Source organism: Solibacillus faecavium, assembly GCF_014836905.1.
Lineage (GTDB): Bacteria > Bacillota > Bacilli > Bacillales_A > Planococcaceae > Solibacillus > Solibacillus faecavium.
In genome coordinates, this window is sequence record NZ_JACSPZ010000001.1 from 519,706 (window position 1) to 536,916 (window position 17,211).

The 17,211-nt window shown below is 36.9% G+C and carries 14 protein-coding genes; 4 read left to right on the forward strand and 10 right to left on the reverse strand.

What is annotated here, in order from left to right:
- Positions 1–56: 56 nt before the first annotated feature.
- Together H9635_RS02635 and H9635_RS02640 are read right to left on the reverse strand one after the other, a co-directional pair.
- Positions 57–821 (reverse strand): TerC family protein, encoded by a 765-nt coding sequence (locus H9635_RS02635; RefSeq protein ID WP_191698584.1) that lies wholly within the window; start codon positions 819–821, stop codon positions 57–59.
- A gap of 554 nt (positions 822–1,375) precedes the next feature.
- Entirely contained in the window at positions 1,376–4,420 is a 3,045-nt protein-coding gene (locus H9635_RS02640) for an efflux RND transporter permease subunit (protein WP_191698585.1), read from the reverse strand.
- A 143-nt stretch (positions 4,421–4,563) separates the two neighbouring features.
- Here H9635_RS02640 and H9635_RS02645 point away from each other — a divergent pair, with 143 nt between their 5' ends.
- Positions 4,564–5,358: an NRDE family protein gene (locus H9635_RS02645; protein ID WP_191698586.1), complete on the forward strand. Its 795-nt coding sequence runs from the start codon at positions 4,564–4,566 to the stop codon at positions 5,356–5,358.
- Positions 5,359–5,419: 61 nt separating this feature from the next.
- Here H9635_RS02645 and H9635_RS02650 read toward each other — a convergent pair whose 3' ends face one another.
- The 3 genes from H9635_RS02650 to H9635_RS02660 all read right to left on the reverse strand — a co-directional run bounded on the left by H9635_RS02650 (position 5,420) and on the right by H9635_RS02660 (position 9,169).
- The gene (locus H9635_RS02650) at positions 5,420–6,991 is read right to left on the reverse strand and encodes a peptide chain release factor 3 (protein ID WP_191698587.1); all 1,572 of its coding nucleotides are present in this window, start codon (positions 6,989–6,991) and stop codon (positions 5,420–5,422) included.
- Between the two features lie 66 nt (positions 6,992–7,057).
- Complete coding sequence (locus H9635_RS02655) at positions 7,058–7,516, reverse strand: VanZ family protein (RefSeq protein ID WP_225231071.1); 459 nt, start codon at positions 7,514–7,516, stop codon at positions 7,058–7,060.
- Between the two features lie 183 nt (positions 7,517–7,699).
- Positions 7,700–9,169 (reverse strand): UDP-N-acetylmuramoyl-L-alanyl-D-glutamate--2,6-diaminopimelate ligase, encoded by a 1,470-nt coding sequence (locus H9635_RS02660; RefSeq protein ID WP_191698589.1) that lies wholly within the window; start codon positions 9,167–9,169, stop codon positions 7,700–7,702.
- Positions 9,170–9,462: 293 nt separating this feature from the next.
- Here H9635_RS02660 and H9635_RS02665 point away from each other — a divergent pair, with 293 nt between their 5' ends.
- On the forward strand, positions 9,463–11,043 hold the full coding sequence (locus H9635_RS02665; RefSeq protein ID WP_191698590.1) for a two-component system sensor histidine kinase NtrB: 1,581 nt from the start codon (positions 9,463–9,465) through the stop codon (positions 11,041–11,043).
- 151 nt (positions 11,044–11,194) lie between these two features.
- On the opposite strand, the gene H9635_RS02670 is transcribed toward H9635_RS02665, so the two are convergent.
- A complete protein-coding gene (locus H9635_RS02670; protein WP_191698591.1) occupies positions 11,195–12,583 on the reverse strand; it encodes an aldehyde dehydrogenase in 1,389 nt (462 codons plus the stop codon).
- Positions 12,584–12,812: 229 nt separating this feature from the next.
- Between H9635_RS02670 and H9635_RS02675 the strand changes: the two genes are divergently transcribed.
- The gene (locus H9635_RS02675) at positions 12,813–12,965 is read left to right on the forward strand and encodes a hypothetical protein (protein WP_191698592.1); all 153 of its coding nucleotides are present in this window, start codon (positions 12,813–12,815) and stop codon (positions 12,963–12,965) included.
- A gap of 128 nt (positions 12,966–13,093) precedes the next feature.
- Positions 13,094–13,579, forward strand: a complete 486-nt coding sequence (locus H9635_RS02680) for a hypothetical protein (protein ID WP_191698593.1) — start codon at positions 13,094–13,096, stop codon at positions 13,577–13,579.
- Between the two features lie 373 nt (positions 13,580–13,952).
- Here the strand turns inward: H9635_RS02680 and H9635_RS02685 are convergent, their stop codons facing one another.
- The 4 genes from H9635_RS02685 to H9635_RS02700 are packed head-to-tail and all read right to left on the reverse strand — an operon-like array spanning position 13,953 to position 17,206.
- Positions 13,953–14,777: an EfeM/EfeO family lipoprotein gene (locus H9635_RS02685; protein WP_191698594.1), complete on the reverse strand. Its 825-nt coding sequence runs from the start codon at positions 14,775–14,777 to the stop codon at positions 13,953–13,955.
- Positions 14,778–14,790: 13 nt separating this feature from the next.
- Positions 14,791–15,474, reverse strand: coding sequence for a class B sortase (gene srtB, locus H9635_RS02690; RefSeq protein WP_191698595.1), 684 nt, complete (start codon positions 15,472–15,474; stop codon positions 14,791–14,793).
- Between the two features lie 2 nt (positions 15,475–15,476).
- Positions 15,477–16,247 carry an ABC transporter ATP-binding protein gene (locus tag H9635_RS02695; RefSeq protein ID WP_191698596.1) on the reverse strand — a complete coding sequence of 257 codons (771 nt, stop codon included), beginning with the start codon at positions 16,245–16,247 and terminating at the stop codon, positions 15,477–15,479.
- A 5-nt stretch (positions 16,248–16,252) separates the two neighbouring features.
- Entirely contained in the window at positions 16,253–17,206 is a 954-nt protein-coding gene (locus tag H9635_RS02700) for a FecCD family ABC transporter permease (protein WP_191698597.1), read from the reverse strand.
- Positions 17,207–17,211 lie beyond the last annotated feature (5 nt).

The following is a 17,211-nucleotide window of genomic DNA, read 5'->3' on the forward strand; positions in this document are numbered from 1 at the left end:
CCATTGAAAATGAAAAGAAGATACTTCATTTACAGAAGTATCTCCAAAAAGAATCGTTAACTTGCCTGTTCTTTTTTATTTTTATACACACTTACTAAGTAGCCGCCAATTACAAGGCCAAGCAGTACCGCCCAGAAGATAACTTTCCACGTAGTTGAATGTGGGAAATGCGGGTCGATAATGGCTAAGCTCTCATGACCTAATGCTAATACTGCCAATTTTACCCCTACCCACCCTACAATTAGGAATGCTGTCGTTTCCAACGTTGGGTAATTATTTAATAGCTTCACAAACATTTGAGCTGCGAATCGCATAATAACAAGTCCCACAAATCCACCTAGGAACATAACAGCGAATGGACCTGCGTTAATTCCACCAATATGATAGTCACCGATATGCGGCAATGTAATTGCAATGGCTACTGCCGCAAGCATTGAGTCAATGGCAAAAGCAATATCAGCAAGTTCGACTTTTAATACTGTCATCCAGAAGCCTGAACCTTTTCCTTCTTTAATTTCTATACTTTCATCTTGCCTTTTGAAGTGATTATCATATAAATGCTTTATGGAAATGAATAATAAATAAGCGGCACCAAGTGCTTGAATTTCCCAATATTTTGCTAAAAACGTTATTAAAAACAGTGCGATAAAGCGGAACAAGAATGCTCCAAATAATCCGTAAAATAATGCTTTTTTCTGTTGCTCTTTCGGTAAATGTTTTACCATTACCGCCATTACGACTGCATTATCCGCAGCCAAAAGCCCCTCAAGGAAAATTAAAACAAGTAATACCCATGCATATTCTAATAAAATTGCTTCCATGAAAGTTTCCCTCCTAATAATGTACTTGTTGCCAAATATTCAGGCATTTATTATTGATAGTTGAAATAAATACATCTATTTTTGCCAAAAAGAAAAGACCTCTGCCTATAAAAATAGGCAAAGGTCTTGCTAAGCACAATTTATGCTATCACACCCGATGGCTCCTAACCATGTAATGACGAATGTGAAGTAAGTTCAATTAAAAGTAGTGGCCATTACAACAAGCTACTATTTTAATTTCTTATAGCTACTCCCCTTTGACAAATGTCAATGGATATTCAATTCAATTATATAGTTATTCTAACGATATTGTATTGAAAAATCAAATCTTTCTTCCAAAAATCATCAAAACTTTACAAAAAATATTGGTAAATGCCTTATTCCTTCTGTTAATTTAATACTCATTTTAGGAAACGACAGATAAAATTCAATACCGTTTTCTTTAACAAGGACATTTATTTCGACGCTTTCTTGCTACCAACTTATTGTATGATATTCCACTGTCAGATGCTACGCAGTTATAAGTTAAAGAAGCAATTATATGGTTTACAACATTATTTTGTTTCTTTTTCAATTAGGCTATAAATGATCGGTACGATAAATAATGTTAAAATTGTTGAGCTTATTAATCCCCCAATAACGACGATGGCCATTGGTTGATTCATTTCCGTGCCTTCCCCTATTCCCAGTGCTAACGGGACTAAGCCTAAAATTGTCGTTAAAGCTGTCATTAAAATTGGGCGTAGACGGTCTTGAACCCCCACAATAATGGCATCCGTAACGTTTAATCCTTGCTGACGTTTTTGATTAATATAATCAATAAGCACTATTCCGTTATTTACAACAATCCCGACCAATATCAGTATCCCAATAATCGCCGTTACACCTAGTAACGTATTTGTTAAATATAACGAAGCTGCAACACCTATTATCATTAAAGGGACACTAAAAATCATGACAAAAGGAAGCTTAAATGATTCAAATTGAGCGCCCATAACAAGATAAATAAGTATTACTGCAAGAATAATCGCCAAGATCATATCTTGCTTAGCGCTATCGAATAATTCCCGGTCACCGCCAAATGCAATTTTTGTTGTCGTTGGAACTCCTACTTGTTGAATTGCTTCATCTACTTTTTTGGAAATACCACTCAATGATTCTGATGTTTTATATTTCACAAAAATTGCAATAGCCGCGGCTTGATCGGATCTTCGAATGGCCGTCTGCGATTCTTTGATTTCAATGGTTGCCAGTTCCTGCAGTTCTACAAATACACCTGCATTCGTACGAAGCTTCATCTTTTTAAGTGCTTCTATATCTTCTCGAAAAGCTTTACCAAAGCCTGTATACACTCCCAACACTTCACTGTCATCTGCAATAATCTGTGTTGTAAAGGCACCACGAGTCATCATATTAACTGTTTGAGCAATTTGAGAAGGCAGCAATCCATATTGATTTGCTTTATCCCGGTCTACTTCTATTTGAATTTCCTCTTTCACTTCATCCAAATCTGTCGTAACCTCGACTATCGACTCTATTTCCGTAAGCCTTTGCTGAATTTTAGTAACTGTCTCCTTTAAACGCAGCTCATTACTGTCGGTTACTCGGAATGATAATGTATTAGGTGTGGAGCCTGATGAAGAAGAGAGCGAAAAGCTAACTTCTGCCCGTTCCCCAATTTGTTCCTGAACCTGTTTTTCAAATTGCTCAACAAAGTCGAAAATGGAGCGATTACGTTCAGATAGTTCAACGAGCTTAATCGAAATTTCCCCTTCATTTTGCTTACTCGTCTCCCGGGATAAAGATTGCTGATTGCCTCCGATTAAACTTACTACAACATCGACTTCTTCATGTCCCCTTGCCATTTCCTCTATTTCACTAACAATACCTTCTGTCTTTGCAACCGATGCACTATTTGGAAGCTTAACGGATAACGAGACAAACCCCTCATCTGTCGGAGGCAAAAATTCTGTACCTGTTTTGTAAACCCCAAAGCCGGATAAAGCAAGTAATGCTAATGTGATTGATAAAATGAGTGCACGTCTCGTTAATCCCCATTTTATTGCTTTCGTATAATTTCGATAGAGCCACTTGCTTTGTCTCTTTTCAACTGAATTTGCCTGTTTCGCCTGTAAAAAGCGGCTTGCCAGCATTGGAACGACTGTTAAAGCAACCGCGAGTGAAGCAATCAAGCTAAATGAAATGGTCAAAGCAAACTCAATAAAAATTTTACCGATTAGTCCACTTATAAAAATAACAGGTACAAAAACTGCAATGGTAGTAACGGTTGAAGCAGTAATCGCTAAAGCTACTTCTTTTGTACCGTTGATTGCTGCATCTATTGGACTTTCACCGAGTTCTAAATGCCGTTCAATATTTTCAATAACAACTATGGCGTTATCGACAAGCATCCCAATTCCTAAAGCAAGCGCCCCAAGCGTCATAATATTCAACGAAAAGTTTGCAAAGTACATGAGAACAAATGTTACGATTACCGAGAATGGAATTGCAATCCCAATAATAAGCGGACTTTTTATACCAGATAAAAAGAATAGAAGTACAAGCATTGCAAATAAGCCGCCAAAGACTAGAGAGGAGCTAATATTACTAATAGCTAATCGCACATAATCTCCTTGGTCAAATAAAATGGTCGCTTCAATTCCTTTATACTGTGGTTCGTTTAATAAACGATCAAGTTCCTTTTGGAATGTTTCAGAAACACTCGCTGTATTTGCACCAGATTCCTGCAGAACCGAAATCAGAACTGCCGACTGATCGTTTGCACGTGTTATCGTATTTGTTTCCTGCTCTTTTCGTTCTACGGTCGCAATATCCTGAATTTTAAGGGCTTCCCCTGTTAATGGATTTACAGATAATACTATATTCGCTATTTCATCCGGATGAGTAAATAAACTAACTACACGTGTCGTCAATAGCTGATTTTCCTGTGTACTTAATTCTGCACCGGGCATCGAAATATTACTTGCCTGTATGACTTGCATGACGTCCGTTTGCGTTAAATTTTTTTGTTCAAGTTTTTGAGGATCCAGTTCTATTTGGATTTCTTCTACAATTTTTCCTGAAACGGTTACACTTGCTACGCCTTCTGTCCTTTGTAATTCCTGTTCAAGTGACTCCGCTATCTGCCTGATGTCTACATCTTCATCATTTGCTGCCAATGCAAGCTGAATAACCGGAAACTGCGCTGGATCGAATTTCAAAAAGCTAGGTCTCCCGGCATCATCAGGAAGAGGAACTAGATCTATGCGCTGCAATATATCAGTCTGCACTTTATCCATATTTGTTGACCAATTAAACTCTAAAATAATTAGGTTCGAGCTTTCAAGGGATGTCGACTGTACCTTTTTTATACCAGGCAGAGTAGAAAGAGAAGCTTCCAATGGCTTTGTCACTTTCTCATTGACTTCTATGGGACTCGCGCCTGGATAGCTCGTAACAACAACACCAATGGGCGGATTCAAATCGGGTATTAATGTAATCGGGATTTTAAATAGAGAAACAACTCCCAATATTAATACAAAGATCATCGCAACAATCGTAAACACGGGACGTTTAATAGAAAATCTGCTTATATTCATGGATGTTAAATCCTTTCATTTTGTCATCGTATTATTTAAAATTCGTGTAAAGGTTCCTTTTCCCTTTACCATTCAACAATAAAATACTTTCCTAAAATAAAATGTTACAAATTTTCAAACAATATAACTTTGGGGGTTTAACTATGTGTTTAATTGCATTTTCCTATAAAGTTCATCCAAATTATCCGCTTGTTATTATTGCAAATCGTGACGAATTTTATGACCGGCCGACAGCAGCGGCCCATTTTTGGGAGGATAATCCTGCTATATTAGGTGGTCGGGATTTACTTCAACAAGGTAGCTGGATGGGACTTTCGAAAAATGGGCGATTTGCGGCCATTACGAACTATCGCGAGCCAAGCCAGCCAGAAACAACGCTCCTATCACGTGGAGAGATCGTCTCACAGTTCTTACTTTCTACTGAACCAATTGAATCCTTCATTGATTCATTACGGGAAAAAAGGAATCTGTATGGCGGCTACAACGTTTTATTGTTTGATGGGCAGCAAATGCATCATTACAATAACGTATTTGACGAGCACAATAAGATCGAACCAGGTACTTACGGTCTTAGTAATGCTACATTAAATACGACTTGGCCAAAAGTCGAAAAAGCGAAAAATTCATTAATAAACAGTACTCAAAACAAACAATTTGAAGTACAAGATCTTATTTTATTATTATCAGATGATAATATTGCACATGACGAAGTATTGCCAAATACTGGGGTAGGCATTCATTTAGAACGCGCACTCTCAGCACAATTTGTGAAATTACCGAATTATGGAACACGTTGTTCTACAGCAATAATATTTAATAAAAACGAAGATATCCATTTTTTAGAACGCACTTATGATAAAGGTAGCTTTCTATTTGATCGTTCTTTTACTATTAAGCCAAAGAGCTTGGCAGCATCAGACACCCGTCATGATAAATGAATATAAAAAACCCGGCAAATTTCTTTACTGAGAAATTGCCGGGATATAATAAATGTGCCTATTACAGCAGGCTATAAAGTTTAATTTGTTCGTTCTTTTCAGTGAACCAGCGCATTGCAAATTCATTTTCAAATAAAAATACTTTATTATCAAAACGGTCACGCACTAGCATTGAGCGCTGAGAATGCATTGATTCCTTTACATCTTCCTCATTTTCAATCCAACGTGCGATCTTGCTGCCGATTGGCTCCATCGTTACTTCAACATTGTATTCATTAATCATACGGTGTTGGAAAACTTCAAACTGTAATTGACCTACTGCACCGAGGATGACATCTTCAGTGTGTAAAGTTTTGAAGTATTGGATCGCACCCTCTTGTACTAACTGAAGTACACCTTTTTGGAACTGCTTACCTTTCATAACGTTTTTCGCCGAAACGCGCATAAAAATCTCCGGTGTAAATTGAGGTAACTTCTCAAAGTTAAATCCTTTTTTACTGCCGACCACTGTATCGCCAATCTGATACGTCCCTGTATCATAAAGTCCGATAATATCCCCTGCAACTGCTTCGTTTACAATTTCACGATCATCCGCTAAAAATTGTGTAGACTGCGTTACTTTAAAGGATTTTCCTGTTCGCGCCAACGTCATATTCATCCCACGCTCGAACTTACCGGAAACGATTCGCACGAACGCAATACGGTCACGGTGAGCAGGATTCATGTTTGCTTGAATCTTGAAAATAAACCCTGAAAAATCTTTGTACTCTACAGGATCGATGAATTGCTCATCTTCTGTAATACGTGGCTGTGGAGTTGGTGCAAATTTTAAATACGTATCAAGGAATGTTTGTACCCCGAAATTAGTCAATGCTGACCCAAAAAATACAGGTGTTAATTCCCCACGGCGTATTTTATCTTCCGAGTATTGATTACCCGCTTCATTTAACAATTCGATATCATCCATTGCCTGCGTATAATAAGATGTTACCTTCATTGGATGATCAACCGCTAAGCCGCCCTCTTCATTTAATGGTAAATAGCGATTCGCCTCATCAGTTCTAAACTGCTCAATTCGGTTATTGTATCGATCGTAAATTCCAAGGAATTCTTTCCCCATACCGATTGGCCAATTCATCGGATATGCTGATATACCTAGAACCTCTTCCAGCTCTTCTATAAGCTCTAATGGTTCTTTCCCTTGACGGTCTAATTTATTTATAAATGTAAAAATCGGTATCCCGCGCATTTTACATACTTTAAATAGCTTTAATGTTTGTGCCTCAATACCTTTTGCAGCATCGACTACCATGACAGCAGAGTCTACTGCCATTAAAGTACGGTACGTATCTTCCGAGAAATCCTGGTGACCAGGTGTATCAAGAATGTTTACACGACAGCCTGAATAATCGAATTGCATAACAGAGGATGTAACTGAAATCCCACGTTGCTTTTCGATTTCCATCCAGTCGGATGTTGCGAACTTTCCTGATTTCTTCCCTTTTACTGTACCCGCGTCACGAATTGCACCACCGAATAATAATAGTTTTTCGGTAATCGTCGTTTTACCAGCATCAGGGTGACTGATAATGGCGAATGTTCGACGCGATAATATATCTTGTTCTAAAGTCATTGTTTTCGTCTCCTTTTTCCATACTTTCTTATTTTAAAAGACAACAGTCATTCGTTACAACCTTTTTTACTTTTGAGTTAGTATTTTACGTATTCTTTTCATTATTTTAAATAGGACAAAGCCTATGACAATTGCAATTGCATTTAATAATACATCATCTACATCAATGCTGCGACCGATAAAATATTGTGTACCTTCTATAAATATCGGTATGCTGAATGCGACGATATGCATTTTGCGCCACCCTCTTAGTTTTTTCCATAAAAGCGGTATAAAAAATCCAAATGGAATAAACAGGACAATATTGCCTGCCAAATTATAAAATGCGATATTCGCTAATGGTCCATTTAATTGATCATAATATAAAAGGATCGTTTGTAATGGGGTGAAGTTACTACGGACATAGGCAGTCGATGTATCAAATACAATTTGTCCATTTAAAAAATAAAAATTCGGTATAATCGTTTGCGAAAAGATGCTTACACTATATAGGAAGAATACGAGCATAACAATTTCCCGAGACATATCTTTCTTTTTATTTCTTAAGTATAGTTTTCGGCTAATTATATAAAGAGGAAAACTCAATATACAATACCCAATCATACTCAGTAAGTAGGATTGAATCATTTTTTCTTTTCACCTCCAAAAAAAAACCACCGTTAACGCAATTACGTTAACACGGCGGATTTGAAAAAGATATAGGTTCATCTATACAAATTTTAACTTCCCAGCTTCAATCGCAATTTTGGCATCACTATGCGGGTATTTCGTATTTTCAATGATTTGGTAATCTTCATGACCTTTGCCGGCAAAAATAATAATATCGCCGGGATTTGCTACGCTCACCGCATGTCTAACAGCTTCTGCGCGGTCACCGATACATGCATAGTTATTATGCAGCATCCCTTTTGCTAAATCGCCTGTAATACTATCGTACTCCTCATAGCGTGGATCATCGGTTGTAAGCACAACATAATCTGCAACTGACGCCTTTTCTGCCATCGTTGGACGCTTCGTTTTGTCACGTCCACCACCAGTACCAACGAGGAAAATCAATTTATTTTCCGGTTTTTTATATGGAAGGGCAGCATTGATCGCCTTTTCAATTGCATCTGGAGTATGTGCATAATCAATAAAGATTTGAATTGGTAAATCCGTTTCCACTTTTTCCATGCGTCCTTTTACTGGAGGAAGCATTTCAATCTGTTCAATAATAACTTCAATTGGGAAGCCTCGTGCATAAAACACCGCTGTTGCTGCAAGTACATTGTAAATATTGAATTCACCCAATAAATGCATTGTCACTGGAAATGTACCTTCAGGTGTTTCCATATCAAAATGAGTCATGCCATCTTCATAATTGCAGTTTACTGCCCGGAATATAGCATTGTTTTTTAAACCATAAGTCCATATCGGAAATGGCGTAATTTGTGCATAACGCTCTGACCAGGGATCATCCGCGTTTAATACGACATGCTTGTTCTTTTCCAGATCTTGTCCAAGCTGAGAGAACAACAGGCCTTTTGTGTTGCCGTAGTTTTCCATTGTCCCGTGGAAATCCAAATGATCATGCGTCAAATTTGTAAATACCGCGACATCATAATCAACACCCGCTAATCGACCGAGTGCCAAACCATGTGACGAAACTTCCATTACCATCGCACGACAGCCTTCACTTTTAGCACGGAAGATCATCTGCTGGGTATTTAATGAGTCACTTGTTGTATTGGCGGATTCATATAACACACCATTTAAATTAAATCCTATCGTACCGGACAATGCTGACTTTTCTCCAAGCCCAATTAAAATATTGTGGATAATGCCGGATACACTTGTTTTGCCATTAGTCCCTGTCACCCCAATCATCATGATATCTTTCGATGGGTAGTCAAAAAACTTCGCTGCTAAAATGCCTAACGTACGTGTCGTATTCTTAACAAGTACTTGTGCAATGTCGCCCTCCAACTCCAATAGACGCTCTGTTACGATAATTGTTGCCCCAGCATCAACAGCCTTCTGTGCATAGTCATGACCATCTACTGTAAAGCCTTTAATGCAAATAAACACACTGTTCGGCTGTACACTGCGAGAATCAATCGCAATATCCGAAATCAGCTTCGGCAATTGTCCTACTATTTTCTTTTGCATGAGTGTACTTAATAGCTCTTCTACATACATTTTTCTTTCCCCCACACTTGCATTATACTTGCGAATCTAAATTTTTCAGTTAAGTTATAGTAATTTCTATGTATTAATCATCATACTGCTCATGGATTGAAATTTCCATGGTTTTCGCTTTACATTAAATACCTTGAACTATTAGAACCACAAAATAACCATTTAATGAAGTGTTCCAAAATGTTCATATAGTACATTTTTAATTAATATATCTATCATATCAAAATTCGCCATTTATCGACATCATAAATTACTGTATGATTATAGTTATTATTACTTATCAGAGGTGTTTTATGCAGCAAAATGAAATTCTGAATAAGCGAAATCTGCTTATGGTTATTACTTATGTTTTCTCAACGCTTATTTTTACTACTGTCATTGTTACACAACTGTTCAAGCATCCTTATTCATTTTTAGTTATTAGTATTGGAAGTTGCATTATACTTATTGCTTTGTATTATTTAAAAACGCCTCCAAAAGTGTTTCAAATTATTTTGATTTGTACGTGGCATATGATCGTATTCCTTTTTAACTATCAAAATGTAAGTATATTTTCGTTTTATACTTTTTTCTGGGTTCTAGCGATATTAACAATTTACCGTTCATATATTATTTCAATTATCAATATTAGCCTTGTATTCATTGAAATTTTAATTTTAAATAAATTATCAATGATACCCTATGATAGTTTTAAATCAGAAGATCATCTATTACTTTTAAGCTTTTTAATTGCTGCTTGTATCATGAGTATTGGTCAAAGTTTTTTAATAAAACATATTTGGTTAAAGTTAGAAAAAAATGCGATTGACCGTGAATATTATTTAAACTCCAAGCATGCATATTTACATTTATTTTTTGAACAGGCTAATGATGCAATTGCAGTATTTGATTTGGAGGACCGTGTGATTGCAGTCAATCCAGCATTCGAAAAATTGTATGGCTGGTCTAAGGAGGAAGCATTAGGGCGTGTTTTACCGCTCATCCCTCCGGAAAATGAAAAAGAGTCAAAGAAAAGGAAAGAATATTTGATGCATGGAAAGAAGTTTCATTTACATGAAACAACCGATATGAGAAAGGATGGCACTATTTTCGATGCACAAATCTCATTGTCTCCCATTTTGAGCCCGCACGGCGAAATTATCGGTTCTTCTGTAATTTCACGGGATATTTCATATATTAAGGAGAACGAAAATTTAATTTTGCAATCTGAAAAACTAAAGCTCGTCGGTGAGCTTGCTGCCGGAGTTGCACATGAAATTCGTAATCCGATGACCGTTATATCCGGCTATGTTCAAATGATGAACGAAAATCCTGACTCACCTTACTATGAATATACTAAGCTGATTCAGAGTGAAACGGAACGAATTGAGTTAATTTTATCAGAATTCCTTGTATTATCTAGACCACAGCCTAATCAGTTTATACCTGTTAATTTGGGGGAGGCATTAAATGAAGTAGCTACATTTTTCCAGTATGAGCTTCAGCAAAAGGCTATTTCTCTCAATATTTCGAATGAATATCCGCATACGATTATATTAGGTAATAAAAATCAAATTAAACAAGTATTCATAAATTTATTTAAAAACGCTATTGAGGCAATACCTGAGAATGGAACCATTACATTAGAAGTGTGTGTAGGCGAAGATGGCAAGGATATTTACATTAATATCATCGATACAGGCTGCGGTATACCTTCCCATTTAACAGAACGTATTTTTGAACCTTTTTATACAACGAAAACGAAAGGTACAGGACTTGGAATGATGATTGTTAATAAAATTGTTCAAGATCATAAAGGGACAATTAAAATAAAAAGTCAGCAAAACGTCGGTACAGAAGTTCTATTATCGTTTCCGGTGTTCAGTGAATATTAAAAATGAGAAGGATGGGTAAAACCAGCCTCAAAATTATAAGGAGTTCAAATTTTACAATAGTAAATTTTGAACTCCTTTATTTGTTATCAAGTTATCTACTCCATATCCCCTGCTTGTTGCCCGGGAGTGCTGCTATACCGAAGAATATTCGTTATTTCATAATCGTACGAACAAGCTTAACTTTTTGTTTGTACGGCGGATATAGCAAACTATTTGCAAGTTTATTAGAACGCTGCATAATCGATTTAGGATGCGTAAAGTTCTCGAAGCTGGCCTTTCCATGATACGATTTTACGCCTGAAGGACCAACCCCTCCAAACGGTAAATGAGTATTTCCTACATGTGTGATTACATCATTTATACAGCCTCCGCCAAATGGCAGCTCCTGAAGGAAATAAGCAATTGCCTTTTCATTTTCAGAAAACAGATAGGCACTTAATGGCTTAGGCAATTGGCGTATTTCGTGGATCGCTTTTGGTAATTGCTCATAAGTCAAAATCGGCAAGATTGGTCCAAAAAGTTCATCTTCCATTGATGGACGATCCCACGTTATATTTTCTAAAACTGTTGGCTCCATATATAAATCTTCTCGATCTGTGCGACCGCCGAATGTTACCGTATCACGCTCGTTGTCCAATATATTTTGCAGGCGGTCAAATTGGCGCTCATTGATTATCCGACCATAGTCCGGACTTTGCTGTGGATCATCTCCAAAGAATTCACGTATCGTCTTCTTAAGCAAACGTGTGAATTTTTTAGCAACTGAAGAATGTACTAGCAAATAATCCGGTGCAACACAAGTTTGCCCTGTATTATTAAATTTCCCCCAGACAATACGCTTTGCTGCCACATCTAAATTAGCGGTTTGATCCACTATGGCAGGGCTCTTACCACCAAGTTCCAATGCTATCGGAGTCAGACGCTCTGCAGCAGCCTTTGCTACTACTTTTCCAACAGCTACACTACCTGTAAAGAAAATATAGTCAAATGGCGCATGAATCAGCGCAGTAACCTCATCCTTTTCACCTTCTACAACACGAACATAATGAGGTGGGAAAACTTCTTCTAAAATTTTCTTTACCATAATGGCTGTATGAACAGCCGTTTCAGATGGCTTAACAATCGCTGTATTGCCTCCGATAATCGCCCCAATCAATGGCTCCATAATTAATTGGAAAGGATAATTAAAAGGCCCAATAATTAATGTAACTCCATACGGTTCACGAACAATGTAACTTTTGGCAGGTTGAAAATGTATTGGTGTTTTCACCAGCTCCGGTTCCATCCAGCCATCTATATTTTTTAAAAAATAAGAAATACTATCATATACAATTCCGATTTCAGTGGAATAAGCTTCAAATTCACTTTTTCTCAAATCTAATGCCAAAGCTTCTATTACTTGTTCCTCATATTTTTTTATTGTTTCTTTTAATAATATGAGTTGCTCTTTACGAAATTCTATATTTTTTGTTGCCCCAGTAAAATAAAAAGAGCGTTGTTCTTCAATCATTTGTTCAACATCTTGTGCAGTGAAGTTCATTTTTTTCATCCTTTCAAAAAGAAATGTATGCATAAATTATAGCTGTTCACACATATTAACTATAGTAATAACTACTACAAAGTTAAATTAAATTCCTTCAAATATTAGCAAGGAAGTTACGCAAGGAGGTTAGTTTCAAGAAAAATGTTTATCGAAAAGTTTAAATGGGAATTTCATAAGTAATTATTTAAATCAGACATAAAAACAATCGTACAAGGAGGCTATATAAATGATTATTACTGAAACTTGGTGGGGCGAGATTTTTTCTGGACCATTATCTATTGGATTAAATGAACAAAAGATTACACAGCTAGAGGATGAATCATTTTTATACTTTGACGAATTTGTTGCAACAATTCCTACTGAAGAACAAAATACTTAACCGTAAAAGGACTGTCACATTTGTCAGTCCTTTTTTGCATTTTTCTATGGCATAATGACTATATATAATAGAAATTTGGTCAAAGTCCATAGGAGGTCATCCTTATTTTAAATAAAATACTGAAATTCATGCTAATTTCTTTTCTTATTTTCGTCTGTGTCATTTCAGTACAGTATATTATGAAAAAAAACAATTTGGATCATCAGGAATCGATTGAAGAAGCTCAGGCTGCCGTTTCTCCAGAACAGTTGAAACTTCAAACAATGCTTGCTATATCTGAAATTGTGCTCCAACAATTTATCGAAAATATTATTCTTAATATTGAAATTACGCCAATGGATGATAAACATAATGTTACCATTTCACTTCAAGCAACTGAATTTTTACATGAAACTACATTGTTAAAAGACAGCTACAATTTATTAAATGAGCTCCAGCATGTAGAAGCTTTAAATGATGTCACTTTGAAATGGTTCAGACCGGTGCAAAATAAAAATACAGAAGTATTCACATTGGCATTTGATGCCGAAACTCTTCAAACAATTAATGAAATCTCATATAAAGATATACCGCAAGTGGCAAAACAATATATAAAACATGCAGCTTTAAACTAAAGAGAGTAGGAACATAATCTCTACTCAATACAAAAAAGAACCTGTGACAAAACTCGCCTCAAAATCAAAAGCCGTTCAAATTTGAACGGCTTTCTTATATGTCTACTTCGTAGCCGTTGTTCTCCGTTACGGCGGGCGCTTTCCTGGGGGCACGGCTCGAGCCTGTAGTCTCTCCCTCGTGCTTGTCCCCTGGGAGTCGCCGCCTTCACTCCGAACAACTAATTTTCCATCTATATCAAGGTAATCTCTGTATAATTCACTCCAACCAATTTTAATAAAGGTTATGTTTATTATACAAATTCCGCTCAATTAAAAAGTTTTCTACTTATGTCCTGACCTTTTTATTTTATTGCTCTCTTTTACCTTCAAACATTTATTTCAAAGAATCATTCATTTCCTGTAATGCGGAGCCTACGCGCTGGACAGCTGTTTTCAGCTCTTCTTTTTGTTTTGCTGTAAAGAAGGAATAGTTCACATAGTCTTCTTTTCCTACTTCATAATAAGCGACAATTTCATTTAATTCTTTCAAAGTCTCTGATGTAGTTTCAGCACTTTCTGTCGAGACGCGGGGAATAAATATCTCCAATAAATCTTCCGCAACTTCTGTCTGTGCTTTGACAGCGTATACTTCATTATTGGCAATGCTTTGTGCAGACAAACGGTTCGTTGCCATCATGTTGAACATCGTTGCAGCTGAAGCTAATACATTATTTTCCGAAACATCCGTCGTAGGAAGCTCCGACTGTAATGCTTTCACATTTTCAACAAGTTCATCTGCAGCTTCCTCATAGCCTGTAGTTTTCTTCTCTACAAACAATCCATGAGCTAATTTTTGAAAACCTGTTGTTTCCTCTTCTTTTCCTTCTACTACTTCGCCGTTAATTTTCTCGTCAAGTTCCTGGAAATTTGAAGCAATGGGCTGCATTCGCTCATAATACATTGTTACTAATGGATATAACTTTTGTGCTTCTTCCAAATTGCCTTCTTTCACATATGTGGCTAGAAGCTCTGTATCTGCTGTGAAGCTGTCCATTTGCCCCATTATCAATGATTTATACTGTTCTGCCTCAGCAGCTACATCTACCTTAACTTCTTGCTGTTCTACAGGTTCTGTTACTGGATTTTCTTCTTTTTTGCCACATGCAGTCAATAACCCTACCGCAACCAAAGCAATCATTATTCTTTTACTGTTTTTCATATTGATTCACCTCTTATTTTTCTAGTTCGACTACCTTTGTATGAACAACAAATCGTTCTTTGTCATCAGGGGATGTCGTACAAGTCGAAAAAGTCACGATTTTATCGGAACTTGCTACTTCGACTGGCATTTTTATTGCAGATTTTTGTTGAATATTTAATAAGAACTGGTCAAAGGTATCATTCGTAAATTGCGTTTCGATATAATAAAAATCTGTTGTCGTTTCATATGCAGCAAATACATGCAAAGCATAGCGTTTTTCATCTGTCTCATAATAAAAAACAGGATGTTCTTCTGCATAAGCTTGCTCGTTAAACTTCGATAAATCACCAAACATCGTACCATTACGTAAAACATGCCCATAAAAAATCGTATGCCGATCTTCCATTACATCATTTCGGAAATCAGCAAAAATACTTCCTCCACGACTTTTTTCATCTAAATAATTATGCTTTAAGTAAAATTCATTATTATCCGTTTGTAATACTGGGTTATTTAATCGGGTATTTTTCAATGTAAGCCATCCGATAATATTTTTATTTTGTCGCTGAAGTTCTTTAAGCTCGCTTTGTTGCACTATTTGCTGCGCCTGTTCCAGCTGTTCGTTCACTTCACTATAGTCTAAATAATAGCGAATCACGATAACTGCACAAACAATCATTACAATGCCGCTTAATGCCCGAATCCATCGCCGCATAATCAGATACTTAACGGCATCATATAGAGTCCCAGCTTTTCATCCTCATGGAACACTGAATTGACACCGTATACTTCCTTAATGACTTCCTTTGTAATGACATTGCGCGGAAGGCCCTCTGCAATGATTTTCCCGACTTTCATTAAAATAACATGGTCACTGTATCGTATCGCCTGGTTAATATCATGGAGCACCATGACAATCGTCAAACCATACTGTTCATTTAATTGCTTTATAAGCTCCAACAGCTCTAGTTGATAATATATATCCAAATACGTTGTCGGCTCGTCGAGGCATAGTATTTCAGATTGCTGGGCAAGTGCCATCGCAATCCATACACGTTGACGTTCCCCTCCTGATAAGGCAGATAAATCATTTTGGCGTTTACCAAGTAAATTTGTACATTCCAGTGCCCATGTCACAGCCTCTTCATCATCATTCGTTTTCTTTTGGAATAGAGAATTATGCGGCATGCGTCCATACATAACAAGCTTCTCTACAGTTAAATCAGCTGGAATATCATTTTGCTGATAAACAATCGCAAACTTTTTTGCGAATTCTTTCGGTTTATACTCCACTAAATCCTTATTTTCAAGAGTAGCTTTTCCTTTAAGTGGCATCTTATTTCGTGACATCACACTTAATAATGTCGATTTCCCACAACCATTTGGACCAATTATTGTCGTTACTTTCCCTTTCGGAATGACTGTGGATACTTCATTTAAATGCCGCGCCTTGCCATCATGCGAAACGACTACTTGTTTAATTTCCATTTTCGTCACTCTTTTCTAAGTAAAAATATGAGGAACGGACCACCGATAATCGCCATAATTGTCGAAGCCGGCACTTCCATTGGGCTAAACATCGTACGACCTAGGGTATCTGCCAATAGTATAATAAATGCTCCTAATAATGCTGTAAAAGGAATCAGCACTTTATGATCATAACCAACAAGTCGGCGCGCAATATGCGGCACTAAAATCCCGACAAAAGAAATGACCCCTGCTACGACAACCGAAGCTGCCGCCAATAGAACAGCAACAGCGGCTATAACTATTCTTGCAGCCGTTACGTTAAAGCCTACACTTTTCGCAGTTTTATCAGATAGGACGAGAACATTACAGGACGCATATAAAATAATCGCCAAAATAAGTCCGATTGAGCCATAAGTTACGATTAACGATACGTCATCCCAAGTTTTAAACGATAAATTGGATGTAATTGATCCTGATGCAGAAGCACCAAAGGTAATCATTGCTTCTGTAAGACCTGAGAACATTGCATTAATCGCAATCCCGACCAATATTAATTTTAATGGGTTCAATCCTGATTTCCATGAAAGTAAAAAAACGAAGAAACAAGCTAACGCACCACCGATAAATGCCGCGATAGGCGTGAAGAAAAACAGTGTTGGTACGAAGCTAACAATAAAAAGTTTAGTAAATGCAGCCCCAGCGGAAATTCCAATAAATCCTGCATCAGCTAATGGATTTCGCATAATTGCCTGCAATAAAACGCCTGCAACTGATAACGCTGCTCCAGCAAATAATGCAACGATAATTCGTGGAAAGCGCAAATCTTTAATGGCAGCCATATCCGCATTGTCGGGATTAAAAAAATTTGTAATAAACTCAATAAATGACATCTGGATACTCCCAGTTGTCGCGGCATAAATAACGGTAATAATTAATAAAACAGCGACAGCTATAAAGCTGATGATTTTTTTTGTCACAGCAA